This window comes from Campylobacter sp. MIT 12-5580, assembly GCF_005406235.1.
Lineage (GTDB): Bacteria > Campylobacterota > Campylobacteria > Campylobacterales > Campylobacteraceae > Campylobacter_D.
Genome location: NZ_NXLK01000008.1, coordinates 1 through 16979 on the forward strand (window position 1 = coordinate 1; position 16979 = coordinate 16979).

Genomic DNA, 16979 nt, shown 5'->3' on the forward strand with positions numbered 1-16979 from the left:
CACTCTGTGTTGTAAGACATCAAGTAAGCGATTTAATACATTTTTAAGTTCTATGAGTTGAGGATTTTTAGGGCTAGCTGTGATTCTTGCACTTAAATCACCTTCTTCTACTATATGCACGGTTTGCACTGATTGTTGGACGGCTTGAGAGTCTTGTTCTAAGCCTTTTTTTGTTTGTGAGATATTTTCATTAATAACCTTTGAAATTTGTCCAAATTCATCATTGCCCTTAATATTAATCATGGCAATATCTTTTGTTTTATAGTTAAGAAAATCAAAGAAAGAATTTAAAGCATTTTGAATAGCACGAAGTGGAAATAAGCTTCTGCTGATTAAAAATCTAACTACTACAAGTGCAATGATGATAAAAATCGATCCAGCCGCTACTTGCTTTAAAAGAATTTGATTTGAATAGCTTGAATAAATGCTAGCTTGCATAACAGAACAGAAGAAGTAATTTGGATTTGCAAGGCTTGGAGTACACATAATGGCTTGTTCTACACCCTCATCATCTTTTGCAAAAAATATTTCATCATCTTCTAGCAAATAAGGTTCTGCTTTGATTGAATCAAAAATCGTTTGAGAGAGTTTATTTTTGGTTAAAACTTTATCTTTATCTTGATGAAAGATGATGTTTTCACTTATTTTATCATATACTCCAACATAAGAATTTGCGCTTGATACTGAAGAGAGTATGTCTTGAGAGTATTTATTAATACTATAATCGCCCCCAACAACGCCTTTTAAATTTCCAGCTTGATCATAAAAAGGCATGGCAAAAGTAAGCGAGGTTTGTCCATTATCGATTGATTTATAAGGCTCAGTAACGATTAATTTACCTTCTTGTTTGGCTTTTACATACCAAGGGCGGTTTTTTGTATCATAGCCTACTGAAAGATCAAGAATTTGTCCATTTGATTGATAATTTTTGCCATTACTTTCAAGAGCTATATATACCAAATCAAAGCCATTTGCTTCTTTAAAAGCTGCCGTAAAAGCGATAAAATCTTCCTCTGTAATTTCACTCTTAGCTACTTCTTGAGCTAAAATTTCTATAACTTTTCTTTTTTGTGAGTCATATGAATTAAAAGTTGATAATACGCCTTCAACAACTTGAAATTGGTTTTCTCTAAGCAATTCAAAAGTTTTATTTCTAGCATCAAAGTAGCTTACCATACTTGCTACACCCAAAACTAAAACGATTAAAGCTCCAACCCATATCGTCAGTTTGGAAGCCACACCAAGAGACTTATTTGAACCCATTTCTTTACTCCTTAAAATCCCAAAATATTTAGCGAAAAATTGTAAGTATCTAAAGACTGAAATTATAGTCTTCAAAAGCTTTAAGCTCGCTTAAGCTTTCAAGCTTTAAGCTATAATTGCTAACCTCATCACAATCTTTTTTTAAGCTCTAATATGCTATAAATCAACTCAAAAGGAGTGTGATGAAAAAGATAGTCGCCTTGGTTTTGATCTTTGATTTGCTTGCTTTGCTTTATGGTTCAAGCACACTAAGCATAGGCATTGATGAAGCAAAGATATATTTTACACATACAAATTTGCTTTACTATCTTACGCATGCTTCTACTTTTGTGTTTGGACAAAATGATCTTGCTCTTCGTTTGCCCCTTTTGATCTTGCATGTTTTATCGTGTATCCTTTTGTATTTGCTTGCTTTAAAGATCACAAAAACACCAAAAGATGCTTTGTTTTCGCTTATTTTATTTGTGCTTTTGCCCGGTAGTGTTGCTAGTGCTTTGCTTGTCAATCAAGCTTCTTTAGTGATATTGATGAGCTTATTGATCTTGTGCGCCTATGAATATGAGAAAAAATACAGCTTTTATGTTCTTTTGTGTTTGGCTTTTTTTGTCGATCCTTCGGTGATGATCTTGTATCTTGCACTTTTTTTCTTTGGTTTTTATAAAAAAGATGCCTTACTTTGGAGTGTAACCTTAATCCTTTTTGGTTTATGTTTAAGCTTTTATGGTTTTGATACTGGTGGTAAGCCTAAGACTTATTTTTTAGATACCTTGGGGATTTTTGCGGCGTGTTTTTCGCCTTTGGTTTTTGTGTATTTTTTCTATGTGATTTATCGTATTGCTTTGAGTGATAAAAAGCCTTTGTTGTGGTTTGTTATGGCTACAACTTTTGTATTTTGTTGCTTAGTTTCGATAAGACAAAAGCTTTATTTGGAAGATTTTTTACCTTTTTGTGTGATCTCTACACCTTTGCTTATCCGCACTTTAATGCAGTCTTATCGCGTTCGTTTGCCAAATTTACGCGTAAAATATGATATTTTTATACAATGTTCGCTTATTTTTTTAATTTTATGCTACGCGGCTATAGTTTTTAATACTTTTTTGTATGCTTTTATTTCAAATCCCAAAAAGCATTTTGCATATAATTATCACGGCGTTAAAGAGCTTGCTTTAAAGCTTAATGAAATGGGTATAAAAGGTGTAAAAACAAATGAAAATTTAGCCTTAAGACTCAAATTTTATGGCATTGATTCAAGTAAAACTTATCGTTTAATCAAGCTAGATAGTGCTAAAAATTCAAATATTAAAGTGCAAATTGCGAGCTTGCAAGAATACTACAGGCTTGAAAGGATAAAACAAAAGTGAAGTATGCTTTTTCTTTGCTTGAGAGTGTTTTTGTGTTGATTATCCTTGCGTTGATTATTTCTTTAGCTCAATTTTATCCAAGCAATGAAAATAAAATTTATCTAGGTGCAAAGCAAATTGTAAATGATTTGCACTACGCAAGAGCTTTAGCCTTAATGCAAGAAAGTTTTAGAGATGAAAAACTAAGCGTTGCTACAAAAGATGAATGGTTTAAGGCAAGGTGGCAGCTGTATTTTATCCGATCAAAAAGCGCAACAAATAACGAGCAAACTTATACTTTATTTTTGGATAAAAATGGCGATGGAAATGCAAATATCGGTAAAATCAATGTCAATATAGACAGAGAAATCGCTGTTGATCTTTTTAATCCAAAAAAGCTGATGAATTCAGGGCAAAGTGGAGTGATTAGCGCCCAAGATGAAAGGGCAAGTCAGAGGTTTAATATCCAAAAAACTTTTGGCATTTTAAGGGTGGAATTTAAAGACGCTTGTGCTGGTAGCACTCGTGTGGTTTTTGATGAATTTGGCAGACTTTATTCACCTTTAAGGGGAGCAAATCAAGCCTTTGATAAGCTTCTTATACACAAAAACAAATACTGCATTATCAAGCTTATCAATCAAACTCAAAGTATTTGCATACTCATCGATACACTCAGCGGTTATGCGTTTTTACCAGCTCTTACACGATCAAACACACAATATATAGCCCATAAGCAAAAATTATGTTCTCAAATTTAAAGGTTTTGATCATACTTTTTTAGTATGAATTTAGTATAAAAATTTGGAAATTATTTATAATTTTTTATTATAATTGTATGAAAATGTGATAGAATTTAATACAAATTCGTTATAAATTGTAAATCAAATCTTAGTTAATCAAAAGGAGCATTGATAATGAAGCTAGGAATTTCGGCTAAACTTTATATGGGTTTTGCTTGTATTGTTGTTATTATGATTATAACCTCTATCTTTTCTATATATAAGGTTAAAGAGCTTAACTCTATGCTTACTCGTGCAACCTATGTCAATGGGGTGATTTCAAGACAAGCGATTAATTTTAGAGGCTCTGTGCATGATCGATCGATTTTAATTCGTGATGCAGCTTTAATTACAGATGAACAAGATCTTCAAAACACTTTAAATATGATTAAAAAGCTTGAAGATGATTATAATAAAGCTGAAGCTAATTTCGCGGAACTTTTTAGTAAAAAATTACTCGATGAAACTGAAACAAAAATGTATCAAGATATAGAAGAGATCAAAAATGCAACCTTGCAAACTTACACAATGATCTTGCAAAACTTAAAACAAGGTAATACAGAACAAGCCAAAGCGATGATTTTAGATCAAGCTCGTCCGCAGTTTATCACTTGGCTTGCACGCATTAACACTCTCATCGATCATGAAGAGCTTGCAAACTCAAATTTAACAAATCAAGCTATCGCTGATTCTCAAGCTTTTGTGCCGATTATGATCGCTATTATTTTAATCGCCCTTATCATCTCAATTATCGTAGCAAGTTATAGTGCTCGTTATATCAAAAAGGTTGTAGGTGGAGAACCAGCTGAAGTAAATCGTATCATTAATGAAGTTGCACAAGGAAATTTAAGGCTTCAAATTCAAACCAAATACGAAGCAAGCATACTACATACGGCGAGCAAAATGCAAAATCAGCTTAAAAATATAGTGCAAAAAATCGCCACCCTTTCAAATGAGATCAATAAAAAAGTTGAGCTTGTTAATGATATATTTGAAAATACCGAAAAAGCCACAAATGAGCAAGGCGATTTGTCAAACAAATCAGCACAAGGCATACACGCACTTGTGCAAAAAACTTATAATATCCAAAAAATAGCTGATGAAACCGAACAAAACTCTAAAAATACAACTCAAATTTGTCAAGAAAACAAAACAGCAGCTCAAGAAACAGCTGAACAAATGGAAAATGTGGCTCAAAACTCAGGTAAGATGTCAGAGCAAATCAGTTTCTTAAACGAACATGCTCAAAATATAGGACAAAGTACAGAACTTATCAGCGAAATCACAGATCAAACCAATCTCTTAGCTTTAAATGCTGCTATAGAAGCTGCAAGAGCTGGCGAAGTAGGGCGGGGTTTTGCTGTGGTTGCTGATGAGATTAGAAAGCTTGCTGAAAGAACAGGTGCAGCTACCGGACAGATCACTATCATCAACCAAAAAATTCAAGAAGAAACCGTTGCTACAGCTACAGCCATACAAGAATCAATCCCTCTCATCACTCAAGGTAAAAACTTAAGTGATGAAATGCGTGATTCTATGGACTTAATCGCAAAACAAGCTAGCGATAGTCTCATAAAAGCAAGAGAAGTCAATCAAGAAGTCAATGAGCAAATCAAACTTATGGAAGAGATAGAAAAGCAAGTTACTTCATGTGCGGATATCTCAATTCAAACCAAAAATACCATTATCGAAAATAAAAAAGCAGCTGAGGAGCTTAAAAATATCGCTGAACACTTGCAAAAAGAAATAGAAATTTTCAAACTCTAAGTTAAAATCTTTCTACCATATACATATAAGCTGGGATATTAACCTTGACAAAAGGTTCTATCTCAGCGCTTTGATACATATCGCTATCATCAATTTTTGTGATTTTACCCACAGGCACACCGCTAAAAAAGATATTATCTAATCCGCTTGTTAAAACCTCATCGCCTATGTGAATGCTTTGCCATTTTGGTATAAATTTAACGATAACTTTATTGCCATTGCCTTGTAACACACCTGGAATTTTGTCTTTGCCTATATATACTGAAAAAGCACATTGTTCATCACTTTGAAGTAAAGCCATAGGACGATCATTTTTAAGTATGGCAATACCAGCTGTGTAGCCTTGATAGATCAATCCTCTATTTTGAGTTCCATTAAAATGGGTTGTGGAAAGCCAAAGTCTATTATAATCGCTTATTTGTGCATAAGAAATAGCTTTAACTAAAGAAACTTTTGGAAGGTATTGAGTGGAGTTTTTATCTTCTAAAAGCAAATTGAGTTGATTAGCAAAGGTTGAGATCAAAGCAGTAGCTTCTTCAAGCTGTTTGTTTTGTGCTTTTAGGGCGCGAATTTGATCAACTTGATTAAAATGCTCGCTTATACTCTCGCTCATATAATCTTTTACATCATAATATGTTGTGATGATAATATCGTTAATGAATAAAACATTTTTTTTAATCGAACCTCCATAATAAAAAGAGATAAAGACTAAAAAAGAAAGAATTAAAACACCACGAATTTTATTCTTCATTGGTTAATTGTCGTAACAATGCGATTTCTTCCAGAATTTTACCAGTGCCTCTTGCTACGGCTAAAAGTGGCTCATCAGCAACATAAACAGGCAAACGCACGGTTTCTGATAAGTATTTATCAAGCCCTCTTATTAAAGCACCACCACCACTTAAAACTACGCCATTTTCGACTATATCAGCTGCTAAATCAGGTGGCATCATCTCAAGCACCATTTTTAAAGCATCGGCAATTTCTTTTAAATTTTCTCTCATTGCCTCGCGCACATCTTCGCTGGTAAGTTCTATGCGGCTTAAAAGTCCGCTGATTTGATCGCGTCCTTTAACAACCATGGTAAGCTCTTTATTTAGAGGATAAGCTGAACCTATGGTGATCTTGATCTCTTCGCCGGTTCGTTCGCCTATAACAAGATTGTATTTTTCTTTGACATAATTCACTATACTCATATCAAGCTTATCTCCGGCGGTGCGGATTGATTTTGAAATCACTAAACCACCAAGCGAAGTAACGCCTATCTCAGTTGTTCCTCCACCTATATCAACGACTAAATTTCCCTTTGGTTCTTGTATAGGTAAATTTGCTCCAATTGCTGCTGCCATAGGTTCTTCAACCAAAAATACCTCTCTTGCTCCAGCACTTAAAGCACTTTCTCTAACTGCTTTTCTTTCAACTTGAGTAAGCCCATAAGGCACGGAAATAATGATCCTTGGGCGAAGGAAATTTTTGCGACGATGTGTTTTTTCTATAAAATAGCGGATCATCTTTTCAGTCATATCAAAATCAGCGATAACGCCATCTTTCATAGGGCGGATCGCTTCTATGTTTGCTGGGGTTTTACCCACCATATCTTTAGCCTCTTTACCTACGGCTAGAATTTTTGCTTTTCCTCCGTATCTTTCGCGTTCAACCGCCACTACAGAAGGCTCATTGATCACTATACCCTTGTCTTTGATAAGCACTAAAGTATTTGCTGTGCCTAAATCTATGCCCATATCGCTTGAAAAAAATCCAATCACTTGATCAAGTATCATTATCCCACCCTTTTTGTTTTGATAAATAAAGGCTTTGCACCTTCTCGCACCACTTCTTTAGTGATGATTATATCGTAATTTTTGTATTCTGGTAGCTCAAACATCAAATCCACCATTAATTCTTCAATAATGCTTCTTAAGCCCCTAGCACCTGTTTTTCGCTCCAAGGCAAGTTTGGCTATTTCTTTAAGCGTGTCATCTTCAAATTTCAAACCCACACCATCTATAGCAAAAAGCTTTTGATACTGCTTAATGATAGCATTTTTTGGTTCGGTTAAGATACGAACCATATCATCTTCATCAAGCTCATTTAAAGAAGCGATAACATGAAGCCTACCGATAAGCTCAGGGATAAGCCCAAAATGCACCAAATCATCAGGTTCTATCTTTTCAAGCAAGCTTTTTTTATCAGCTTCAGCTGTATCAGCAAAACCCACAACCTTATCTCCAAGCTTGCGTTTGAGAATTTGATCTAAGCCGTCAAATGCCCCACCACATACAAAAAGTATATTTGAAGTATCAATTTGTATAAAGTCTTGATTAGGGTGCTTTCTTCCACCTTTTGGCGGAATATTAACGAGGCTTCCTTCGATGATTTTAAGTAAAGCTTGTTGCACGCCTTCTCCGCTTACATCTCTTGTAATGGAGCGGTTTTCACTCATTCTAGCGATTTTATCAATCTCATCTATGAAAACTATACCCCTTTGAGCTCTTTCAACATCGCCATTTGCAGCTTGAACTAATCTTGTAAGTATATTTTCGACATCCTCACCCACATAGCCAGCCTCAGTTAAAGAAGTCGCATCACAAATAGCAATTGGCACATCTAAGAATTTAGCTAAAGTTTGAGCAAGCAAAGTTTTTCCGCTTCCTGTGGGACCAATAAGCAAGATATTTGACTTAAAAAGCTCAGTATCATCATCTTGCAAGGCAGATTTAAATATCCTTTTGTAGTGATTATATACACCTACAGAAAAGATTTTTTTGGCTCTATCTTGTCCTATAACATAACGATCTAAATAAGCCTTAAGCTCTTTTGGTGTGATATCTTTAAAATCTATTGTTTCTTGCTTTAATGGAGTGTTTTTTGCTCTTTCATCGCCAAAGATGAGATTATACGCACCCTCAACGCAATATTGACAGATAAAAGCGTCATCTTGTTCATTTGCTAGAATTCTTCTTTGTGCGCTTTCGCTTTCTCCACAAAAATTACATTTTTTAATCATTTCTTTCCTCTATATACAGGAATTCCTCGCTTTGTTTCAAGGATAAATTCACACATTTTTTTTACATTTTCACTTGAAGTTTGACTTAAAAGCTCTTCAGCCTTCTCTTTTAAATCCCCACCTCTAAACAAGAACTTATAAGCTTTGTTAATGCACTCTATCTCATCTTTATCAAAACGTCTGCGAATGCCTACAAGATTAAGACTTCTAATGCTTGCACGGTTTCCCTCAGCCAAACAAAAAGGCACTATATCTTGAGAAAGTGCTGAAGCTCCAGCGATCATCGCTCCTTCTCCTACATGCACGAACTGATGGATAGGTGTTAAGCCACCAACCACGACAAAATCATCAAGTCTAACATGTCCGGCTAGGGTAGCATTATTTGCTAAGATAACATTTTTTCCTAAACAACAATCATGCGCGATATGACAATACGCCATGATAAAAGCATTATCCCCAATGCGTGTAAATCCATCTCCTTTAGCTGTGCCTGAATTTATAGTCGCAAACTCTCTAATAACCGAGTTTTTACCGATGATTACTCCGCCTTTTTGTCCGTCTTGATATGAGATATCTTGAGGGATATCACCTACTATAGCATAAGAAAAAACCTTACTTTTATCATTTATGGTTGTATCAGCAAGTATTCTAGCGCCTTGCTTAATCACCACTTCATTGCCGATTTTTGCGTCTTTGCTAATGAAAGCATAGGCTTCAACGATAAGATCATCGCCTAAAATAGCCCCATCTTCTATAACCGCACTTGGATGAATTTTTTGCATTGTTTTACTTATCAATAATCATAGCTTTTAATTCAGCTTCAGCTACCAAAGCTCCTTCTACAAAAGCTTTTCCTTCAAATATCCATAAATTCCCACGATTTTTTACCACACACATTTCATAATCAAGCTTATCGCCCGGGCGAACCGGATTTCTAAACTTAGCCTTATCAATGCCGGTAAAATACACCACCTTTTCTTTAGGATTAACCTTATCGTCCATACTTTCAAAAGCCAAAACTCCACCCGTTTGAGCCATACCCTCTAAAATCAATACGCCCGGATATATAGGATGATCTGGAAAATGCCCCATAAAAACTTGATCTGAAATACTGACATTTTTATATCCTTTTACAAGCTCGCCGATTTTTAACTCTGTGATCTTATCAACAAGCAAAAATGGGTAGCGATGAGGGAGGATTGCTTGAATTTGCATGACATCTATCATAAATTTAACCTTAAAAAAGCGTATTCAAAAAGGCAATTTTACAAAAAAAATCCTAATAAAATCATTAAATTTAGCAAGTTTAAGCTTTAAAATTCAAAAAAAGCGAATTTGATAACAAAGTTTTTAAAATTTGTTATAATACCGCCTATGAAAACACAAAATTTTAAAAGAATCATCATCAAAGTTGGCTCACATACCTTGAGTGAAAAAGATGCTTTAAGTCTTGATCGTATAAAAAATTTGGTGCATTTTTTGGCTGATTTGATGCAGCGTTTTGAAGTGATTTTAGTGAGTTCTGGGGCAACTTCAGCTGGCTATACAAAATTTCATTTAGACAGGAAAGAGCTTGTCAATAAACAAGTCTTAGCTGCTATAGGACAGCCTTTTTTAATGCAAACTTATAATGATTTTTTAGCCAAATTTGATAAAATTGCTGCTCAAATTTTGCTTACTGCAAGTGATTTTGACTCAAGAAAAGCAAGCAAAAATGCTAAGAATGTCGTTGATACTATGATTAAGTGCGGAATTTTGCCTATCATTAACGAAAATGATACGACAGCGACTTTTGAGTTTTTCTTTGGGGATAATGACTCGCTTTCAGCATATGCCACGCATTATTTTAATGCTGATTTGCTTGTGATTTTAAGCGATATTGATGGTTTGTATGATAAAAATCCACATGAATTTAAAGACGCAAAACTTATCTCAAAGCTTGGATATATCGATGAAAAATGGCTCAAGCAAAGCTCAAAAACAGGTAGCGAGCATGGCACAGGTGGTATAATAACGAAGTTAAAAGCAGCTTCATTTGTGCTTGAAAGGAATAAGGCTATGTTTTTGGCAAGTGGTTTTGATCTTTCTGTGGTTAGGGCTTTTTTACTCGAAAATAAACAAATCGGTGGCACACTTTTCATCAAAGATGAATGAGTTCTTGTCATTTTATCCTAAGCCTTAAATTTCTCAAAATTCTTGTTTTGAATTTATCTTTTTAAATTTAGCTTGATTATTTTTACTTTTATTATGTTGCTCGAAAACACTTTCGTAGCCTTATTTTGAATGCATATTTCAACTTCAAATAAGGCTACAAAACTTAGTGTTTAAAAAAATCAAGATCAAGCACAGCACCATTGCTTGCATTTGAAACAAGTTTTTGATACTGGGCAAGATAACGAGATTTTAAAGGTTTTTGTAAAGGTTTGAAATTTTGCTTTCTTTCTTTGATCTCAGCCTCGCTTAAACGCACATTTATGCTGTAAGTATCTACATCTATATCGATGATGTCTCCATCTTTAAGTAAGCCTATAAGACCTCCTTCAGCAGCTTCAGGGCTTATATGTCCTATGCTTAAGCCCCTTGTTGCACCACTAAAACGCCCATCAGTGATTAAAGCAACATCAGCTCCAAGCCCCATACCCATGATTAGGCTTGTTGGAGAGAGCATTTCTTGCATACCCGGACCCCCTTTAGGTCCTTCATATCTTATCACGCATACATCGCCTTTTTTCACTTTGCCTTTGATAATGCCTTTAATAGCCTCATCTTGACTATCAAAACACACAGCCTTACCACTAAATTTACGCTCGCCAACTATACCAGCGGTTTTTATCACACAACCTTGCTCAGCTAAATTTCCAAACAAAATCGCCAAACCGCCAACCTTTGAATACGCATTTTCTACCTTGTGAATTACACTTTCATCAAGAATTTGAGCGTCCTTTATCCTTTCACCTAAGCTTTCCCCGCTGATAGTAAGAGCATCAAGGGCTAAAAGTCCATTATCACGACGCGAAATTTCTTTTATCACAGCATTCATTCCCCCAGCCCTGCCTACATCTTCCATAGCCACACTTGGCAAACTTGGAGCGATTTTGGCAATGTGAGCGATTTTTTTGCTTATGTCATTAAGACTTTTTATCTCAAGAGGTACGCCAGCTTCGCGAGAGATAGCCAGCATATGAAGTATAGTATTTGAGCTTCCTCCCATAGCCATATCAACTACCATGGCATTTTTGATTGCTTTTTCAGTGATGATATTTCTGATTTTAAATCTCTCATCAAGGGCGATCTCACAAATTCGTTTTGCAGCTTTTCGAAGTAAATTTTCTCTTTCTTCACTTAAGGCTAGAGCCGTGCCATTACCACTTAGAGCTATACCCATAGCTTCACAAAGCGTGTTCATAGAATTTGCAGTAAACATACCAGAACAAGATCCTCCGCCCGGACAGGCTTTGCATTCTATATCTTTAAGCTCTTCTTCACTTATCTTTTGCACTTCAAACTCGCCTACTGCTTCAAAGACACTATTTAAAGTGAGTTTTTCACCCTTTGTACTTTTTCCAGCTTTCATAGGACCGCCACTTACAAATATGGTTGGCACATTTACCCTTAAAGCTCCCATAAGCATACCTGGAGTGATTTTATCGCAATTTGGTATGCAAAGAAGTGCGTCAAGTTGGTGTGCATTCATCACACTTTCTACTGAATTTGCGATAATCTCACGGCTTGGCAAGCTATAAAGCATACCGCTATGCCCCATAGCTATGCCATCATCAACGCCTATAGTGTTAAACTCAAAGGGCACACAACCATTTTTACGAATTTCATCTTTGATAATCGCAGCGTATTTGTTGAGGTAAAAATGTCCGGGGATAATATCTATATAAGAATTAGCTATGCCTATAAAAGGCTTATCAAAGTCTTCATCTTCAAGCCCACAAGCCCTTAGTAAAGAGCGGTTTGGTGCCTTTAAATACCCTTTTTTAATAACATCACTTCGCATATACATCCTTAAAATTCAAATAATATCAGCATTTTAGCCAAAAATTACTATAATTTATATTATAATGATTTTTTTAATCTCAATGTATAAGGCAAATTATGAATTTTTTAAAAGCTGTGAGTAATTTTTTTTCAAAATATATGGCTATTCTCATCTTGCTTGTCGCGGCTTTGGCTTTGTTTTATCCAAGTTCGGTAAGCTTTATTAAGGCAAGTTATATTAATTATTTGCTGATGATAGTTATGTTTGGTATGGGACTTGCGATGAGGGCAAGTGATTTTGCTTTTGTTTTAAAGCGTCCAAAAGATTTAAGTATAGGCGTTATAGCACAATTTACCCTAATGCCATTGATCGCTTTTGTGCTTTGTTTTTTATTTGACTTACCACTTGAGCTTGCTATTGGCGTTATTTTGGTTGGCACTTGTCCGGGTGGAACTTCTTCAAATGTGATAACCTATCTTGCAAAGGGAGATTTAGCTTTATCAGTAAGCATTACTTCATTTTCGACTTTTTTAGCGCCTTTGCTTACTCCACTTTTAACCTTACTTTTTGTTGGAGAAAGGGTTGAAGTCAATGTTTTTGCTATGTTTTTTTCTATAGTGCAAATAGTGATTTTTCCTATACTTTTGGGGCTTTTGATTTCTTATTTTTTCCCTCGCTTTACAGCAAGGATAGAAGAAATTTTACCTCTTATCTCAGTGCTTGCGATTATGGCTATCGTCGCTTGTGTGGTGAGTATAAACTCAGCCAAGCTTATGCAAATAGGGCTTTTGATCATAATAGTAGTTATGCTTCATAATGTTTTAGGTTATATCTTAGGCTATCTTTTAGCAAAGCTTTTAAAAATGCCCCTTGCTAAAAGAAAAGCAATTTGTATAGAAGTTGGTATGCAAAACTCAGCTCTTGCTACAAGCTTAGCTGCTACTCATTTTGCTTCTATGCCATTAGCTGCAGTAGCTGGAGCTTTGTTTTCTGTGTGGCATAATATCTCAGGTGCGATTTTGGCTAATCTTTTAAGATTGAAAGAAAAATGATGAGAAAATCCAGCTAAAATTTCTTTTTATAAAGGATAAAAAAAGCAACAAATGCAAGGCTTAAAACAGGGGCTATGATACCCACTTCTGCACTGATAACCCCGCCTTCGCTTAGTCTGGTAAGTAAAAACAAAAAGCCCCAAGTGCCAAGCGTAACGACAAAAAAGATAAAACTAATAAAAGCAAGATTAAAAAAACGTCCTATGATAGGAAAAAATTGATATAAAATCAGCATTAAAAAAGGCGCAAACAAAGGTGCAAAGATAAGTTTGTAAAGCTCTGTTTTTACTCTGCTTGTATTCACGCCTTGAGTTTGAAAAGCTTTAAAGCTCTGCCACGCATCAATGATAGTGTAATTACTCTTGCTTGCCACACTTTCAATGATCTTTGGCTTAAAGCCTTCTAAAGTCTCAAGTTCATTAAAATTTTCTATCTTTAGCCCTTCACCATAAAGTTTCAGCTCACTTGGTGTGGTGAGTTCATTTGCATTTTCAAGAAGCCAAATATCATCTTTAAAACGCGCTTTTAGGGCTTGTTGAATTTGATTTAGATTTAGCTTGTCTATACTAAAGATTTTTATATTTTTAACTTCATTTTGTAAAGGCTCAAGGCTTTCTATGTAGATAAATTTATCATCGTATTTTACAAAGATACTCGAGCTTTGCGTGCTTAAAACGGCATTATTTAAGATATTGCTTTTATAATCATTTGCATAAGCAAAAGGCGTGAAGTTAAGCCCTATAAATACACAGCAAAAAAACACAGCCCATAAAAAAGGATATAAAATCACTAAATTTCTTGACAAACTTAAGGCATAAAAACTTACAAGTTCGTTTGAGCGTATCATATTAATCAAACAAATGATTAAAGCAAAGACTAGTGAAATAGGCATTATATAGCTTAACGCCGTGCAGGCAAGAAACAAGACATACAAAAAAACAAGATTAGCTGAATTTGGCAAATCTTTGAAATTTAAAAGTAGATCAATGCCTACAAAGAAAAAAGTCAAAGCGATTAAGATGATAAAAAAGCTTTTAAGATAAATTCCAGAGATAAAACGAAAAAAAATACTCATTCTTTTTTCTTTAAAGAAAAATTTGAGGCAACGCTTATTATATCGCTATTGATAAGGGCTAAAACAGCATTTTTAGCTTGCGTTAAAACAGGCTCTAAGCTTTTAAGTTCATCAGCACTAAAATGCCCTAGCACGAAATTAATCACATTTTTATCTTTGCCTATGCCTATACGCACGCGTTCATAATCATTTCCGCAAAAACTATCAATACTTTTAAGTCCATTATGTCCCCCACTTGAGCCGCCTTTTTTGAAACGAAGTGTGCCTAGACTTAAGTCTATATCATCATGGATCACGATTAAGCGATCGCATTTGTAAAAGTTCATCACAGCACTTACACTTATGCCAGAATTATTCATAAAAGTATGGGGTTTTAAGAGTAAAAGGGGCGAAGAATTGCTTTTAAACAATTCTCCTTTAAATTTGGTGTTTGAAATTGGGGTAGTTTCAAGCTCGTTTAAGAGTAGATCAACGAGCATAAAACCGACATTATGTCTTGTATTTTCGTATTCTTTGCCAATATTGCCAAGTCCTACGACTAAGATCATCTTGCCTTTTCTACACCCACAACAGCTACGCGATCAGCTTCGACAATGCTTACACCTTGAGGTAAGCTTATATCACGCACCATTAAAGCATCGCCTACATCAAGCTTGCTTACATCAAGTTCGAAGAAATTTGGTAAATTTTCAGCCGCACATTTTACCTTTAAGCGTCTTTTGCTTTGGATTAAAACACCTTTGTTTTTAAGCCCAATAGCTGTGCCACTAAGCTTTACAGGCACCATATATTTGCCGATAACACCTTTTTGAGCGACTTTTAAATCCACATGTTTAAGCTGGCTAGTAACAGGATCTTTTTGATAATCCACAACCACAACACTATAAGTGTTTGCTCCAACTTTAACATCAAAAATAAGGCTGGTTTTTTTACGCACTTCTTTGATAAAATCGTTTAGTTTAAACGCAGCGTGGATATTTTCCACACCTTTACCATAGATGTTTGCGATTAGATAACCATCTCTTTTTAAGGCTTTAGCTGCCTTTCTGCCGATACTCTCTCTAACGATACCTTCTAACATCTTTTTCCTTTCGTAAAAAATAAAGGCTTGATTGTAGCAAATTTAAGTTAAAAAAAAGTTGAATTTAGCTTAGAAAATGCTTTTTTGAAAAATATTGAGCTTGCAAAAAACAAAATATATAAATTATCTTGCAGCACACAAGAATAAAATAAATGGCTTAAGTGTAATTTAAATTATTTATTATACAATGTAATTTTATACAGACTATAAGGAAAACAATGAATAAACACTCAAAAAAGATTTATTTTGCCCTCTCGTGCGTTTTATGTTCGAATTTAGCTTTTGCTTCTGGATATCGTTTAGCCGAGCAAAGCTTAAATGGCACGGCGTTAAACTCAGCCTTTGTAGCTGGGGCGTATGGGGCTGATGCGAGTTATTATAATCCTGCAAATATGGCTTTTGGTAAGGATAGTGATAAATTTGAATTTGAGTTTGATGCAACTTTTATCTATGTGCCGGGTTTTGATTTTACTAAGGTTGGTGGGGATATAAAACAAGATATATCAAGCATTCCTTCCACAACTGATCCAAAAAGTGTAAGAGTGCAAGGCTATGCGAATGCTACCAAACAATTTGTGCCAAAATTTTTCTTTAAAAGCAAGGCTTATGAGTTAAGCGAGGATACAAAGCTTCATTATGGGCTTTCACTTACCACGCCTCAAGGGCTCAATATGAATTGGGATAAAGAAGGTGGTGGCTTTATGGATGATTTAAGCCTTGCTATACTTGATTTAAATCCTGTTGTATCTTTGACTTATCAAGACTTTATCAGCGTGGGCGTGGGTGCAAGCGTGTTGTATTCTTGGGGAGATTTTGATAATACCTTAAATGTGCCTTTTACAAGTAATCTCGTAGGAACGATGTATGGCACAACAAATGTAACTCAAACTTCTAGTGCTAAGGGCTGGGGGGGGGGCTATAACCTTGCTTTGAGTATCAAGCCTACTTCAAGCACGACTATATCAACGACTTACCGCTCTAAACGAGCTTTAAATATGAAAGGAAATCTTAATGCCTTAGCTCAAATGGGAAGTCTTGGTGGATTTCTTGATATAGGTTCAACTTATATGGATGCGGATTTAAAGCTTGATGCAGATTTGCCAGCAATTTTTAATATCGCTTTAGCTCAAGACTTTGGTAGGATTAGGGCTGAGTTTGTGTATGAACGCACCTTTTGGAGTAGTGCTGATATCTTTAAATTCGGCTATTCTAATGCTCGGTTTTACGGACAAACTGGTATTTTAGGAAGTCTTGAGCAAGCTAATCCCGGAACTACAGCAAGTCAAATGAATTCAGCTGATTATAATGCTGTATATTACGGACAAGGCTGGAAAGATAGCAATGCGTATCGTTTGGGTTTGAGCTATTTTGGTGATGATCATACTTTTATGCTTTCTTTTGCTTATGATGAGACGCCAACGCCTCAAGGTGTGTTTGGCATACCTGATGCAAATGCGTTTATGTTTGGGCTTGGGTTAAGAAAAAGGTTGAGCGAAAGTGTCGATGTGGGTTTAGCGTATTCTTTAGCAGTAAAAGACAACAGAAAAAGCTTTATCCAATCACACGATGGCTGGGGTGAGCTACACCTTGTAACTGCTGGTTTTAAGTATCTTTTCTAAATACATTT

The 16979-nt window shown here is 35.3% G+C and carries 16 protein-coding genes; 6 read left to right on the forward strand and 10 right to left on the reverse strand.

What is annotated here, in order from left to right; all coding sequences use genetic code 11:
* Positions 1-1263 (reverse strand): cache domain-containing protein (locus CQA38_RS07675; protein ID WP_212741822.1); only part of this gene is annotated, 1263 nt, incomplete at its 3' end.
* 182 nt (positions 1264-1445) lie between these two features.
* Here CQA38_RS07675 and CQA38_RS07680 point away from each other — a divergent pair.
* The 3 genes from CQA38_RS07680 to CQA38_RS07690 all read left to right on the forward strand — a co-directional run bounded on the left by CQA38_RS07680 (position 1446) and on the right by CQA38_RS07690 (position 5149).
* Positions 1446-2624 (forward strand): glycosyltransferase family 39 protein, encoded by a 1179-nt coding sequence (locus CQA38_RS07680; protein WP_137633420.1) that lies wholly within the window; start codon positions 1446-1448, stop codon positions 2622-2624.
* The gene (locus CQA38_RS07685) at positions 2621-3361 is read left to right on the forward strand and encodes a prepilin-type cleavage/methylation domain-containing protein (protein WP_137633421.1); all 741 of its coding nucleotides are present in this window, start codon (positions 2621-2623) and stop codon (positions 3359-3361) included. Before CQA38_RS07680 ends, CQA38_RS07685 begins: the two co-directional genes overlap by 4 nt.
* Positions 3362-3514: 153 nt before the next feature.
* Complete coding sequence (locus CQA38_RS07690; RefSeq protein ID WP_170999493.1) at positions 3515-5149, forward strand: methyl-accepting chemotaxis protein; 1635 nt, start codon at positions 3515-3517, stop codon at positions 5147-5149.
* Between the two features lies 1 nt (position 5150).
* Here CQA38_RS07690 and mreC read toward each other — a convergent pair whose 3' ends face one another.
* Genes mreC through fabZ form a run of 5 tightly spaced genes read right to left on the reverse strand, consistent with a single transcriptional unit; the run spans position 5151 to position 9383 of the window.
* Positions 5151-5900, reverse strand: coding sequence for a rod shape-determining protein MreC (gene mreC / locus CQA38_RS07695; RefSeq protein ID WP_137633423.1), 750 nt, complete (start codon positions 5898-5900; stop codon positions 5151-5153).
* A complete protein-coding gene (locus CQA38_RS07700; protein WP_034906639.1) occupies positions 5890-6930 on the reverse strand; it encodes a rod shape-determining protein in 1041 nt (346 codons plus the stop codon). Before CQA38_RS07700 ends, mreC begins: the two co-directional genes overlap by 11 nt.
* Positions 6930-8156 (reverse strand): ATP-dependent Clp protease ATP-binding subunit ClpX, encoded by a 1227-nt coding sequence (gene clpX, locus CQA38_RS07705; RefSeq protein WP_137633424.1) that lies wholly within the window; start codon positions 8154-8156, stop codon positions 6930-6932. The genes CQA38_RS07700 and clpX overlap by 1 nt, the downstream gene beginning before the upstream one ends.
* On the reverse strand, positions 8153-8938 hold the full coding sequence (gene lpxA, locus CQA38_RS07710) for an acyl-ACP--UDP-N-acetylglucosamine O-acyltransferase (protein WP_137633425.1): 786 nt from the start codon (positions 8936-8938) through the stop codon (positions 8153-8155). Before lpxA ends, clpX begins: the two co-directional genes overlap by 4 nt.
* A gap of 4 nt (positions 8939-8942) precedes the next feature.
* Complete coding sequence (fabZ, locus tag CQA38_RS07715; RefSeq protein WP_137633426.1) at positions 8943-9383, reverse strand: 3-hydroxyacyl-ACP dehydratase FabZ; 441 nt, start codon at positions 9381-9383, stop codon at positions 8943-8945.
* Between the two features lie 147 nt (positions 9384-9530).
* On the opposite strand from fabZ, the gene proB reads away from it, so the two are divergent.
* Positions 9531-10310, forward strand: coding sequence for a glutamate 5-kinase (gene proB / locus CQA38_RS07720; RefSeq protein WP_137633427.1), 780 nt, complete (start codon positions 9531-9533; stop codon positions 10308-10310).
* A gap of 163 nt (positions 10311-10473) precedes the next feature.
* On the opposite strand, the gene ilvD is transcribed toward proB, so the two are convergent.
* Positions 10474-12162 carry a dihydroxy-acid dehydratase gene (ilvD, locus tag CQA38_RS07725; RefSeq protein ID WP_137633428.1) on the reverse strand — a complete coding sequence of 563 codons (1689 nt, stop codon included), beginning with the start codon at positions 12160-12162 and terminating at the stop codon, positions 10474-10476.
* A 98-nt stretch (positions 12163-12260) separates the two neighbouring features.
* Between ilvD and CQA38_RS07730 the strand changes: the two genes are divergently transcribed.
* Complete coding sequence (locus CQA38_RS07730; protein ID WP_137633429.1) at positions 12261-13196, forward strand: bile acid:sodium symporter family protein; 936 nt, start codon at positions 12261-12263, stop codon at positions 13194-13196.
* Between the two features lie 13 nt (positions 13197-13209).
* On the opposite strand, the gene CQA38_RS07735 is transcribed toward CQA38_RS07730, so the two are convergent.
* From CQA38_RS07735 to CQA38_RS07745, 3 genes are read right to left on the reverse strand one after another with little or no spacing between them, the layout of a single operon-like run.
* Positions 13210-14271: an LptF/LptG family permease gene (locus CQA38_RS07735; RefSeq protein WP_137633430.1), complete on the reverse strand. Its 1062-nt coding sequence runs from the start codon at positions 14269-14271 to the stop codon at positions 13210-13212.
* On the reverse strand, positions 14268-14819 hold the full coding sequence (gene pth, locus CQA38_RS07740; RefSeq protein WP_137633431.1) for an aminoacyl-tRNA hydrolase: 552 nt from the start codon (positions 14817-14819) through the stop codon (positions 14268-14270). Before pth ends, CQA38_RS07735 begins: the two co-directional genes overlap by 4 nt.
* Positions 14816-15352: a 50S ribosomal protein L25/general stress protein Ctc gene (locus tag CQA38_RS07745; protein WP_137633432.1), complete on the reverse strand. Its 537-nt coding sequence runs from the start codon at positions 15350-15352 to the stop codon at positions 14816-14818. The genes pth and CQA38_RS07745 overlap by 4 nt, the downstream gene beginning before the upstream one ends.
* A gap of 218 nt (positions 15353-15570) precedes the next feature.
* Here CQA38_RS07745 and CQA38_RS07750 point away from each other — a divergent pair, with 218 nt between their 5' ends.
* Positions 15571-16971, forward strand: a complete 1401-nt coding sequence (locus tag CQA38_RS07750) for an outer membrane protein transport protein (protein WP_137633433.1) — start codon at positions 15571-15573, stop codon at positions 16969-16971.
* Positions 16972-16979 lie beyond the last annotated feature (8 nt).

Excerpts from the sequence above, each read along its gene's own strand:
- CQA38_RS07680 (WP_137633420.1), top strand. The coding sequence starts at position 1,446 with ATGAAAAAGATAGTCGCCTTGGTTTTGATCTTTGATTTGCTTGCTTTG.
- mreC (WP_137633423.1), bottom strand. The coding sequence starts at position 5,900 with ATGAAGAATAAAATTCGTGGTGTTTTAATTCTTTCTTTTTTAGTCTTT.
- CQA38_RS07700 (WP_034906639.1), bottom strand. The coding sequence starts at position 6,930 with ATGATACTTGATCAAGTGATTGGATTTTTTTCAAGCGATATGGGCATA.
- clpX (WP_137633424.1), bottom strand. The coding sequence starts at position 8,156 with ATGATTAAAAAATGTAATTTTTGTGGAGAAAGCGAAAGCGCACAAAGA.
- lpxA (WP_137633425.1), bottom strand. The coding sequence starts at position 8,938 with ATGCAAAAAATTCATCCAAGTGCGGTTATAGAAGATGGGGCTATTTTA.
- fabZ (WP_137633426.1), bottom strand. The coding sequence starts at position 9,383 with ATGATAGATGTCATGCAAATTCAAGCAATCCTCCCTCATCGCTACCCA.
- proB (WP_137633427.1), top strand. The coding sequence starts at position 9,531 with ATGAAAACACAAAATTTTAAAAGAATCATCATCAAAGTTGGCTCACAT.
- ilvD (WP_137633428.1), bottom strand. The coding sequence starts at position 12,162 with ATGCGAAGTGATGTTATTAAAAAAGGGTATTTAAAGGCACCAAACCGC.
- CQA38_RS07730 (WP_137633429.1), top strand. The coding sequence starts at position 12,261 with ATGAATTTTTTAAAAGCTGTGAGTAATTTTTTTTCAAAATATATGGCT.
- CQA38_RS07735 (WP_137633430.1), bottom strand. The coding sequence starts at position 14,271 with ATGAGTATTTTTTTTCGTTTTATCTCTGGAATTTATCTTAAAAGCTTT.
- pth (WP_137633431.1), bottom strand. The coding sequence starts at position 14,819 with ATGATCTTAGTCGTAGGACTTGGCAATATTGGCAAAGAATACGAAAAT.
- CQA38_RS07745 (WP_137633432.1), bottom strand. The coding sequence starts at position 15,352 with ATGTTAGAAGGTATCGTTAGAGAGAGTATCGGCAGAAAGGCAGCTAAA.
- CQA38_RS07750 (WP_137633433.1), top strand. The coding sequence starts at position 15,571 with ATGAATAAACACTCAAAAAAGATTTATTTTGCCCTCTCGTGCGTTTTA.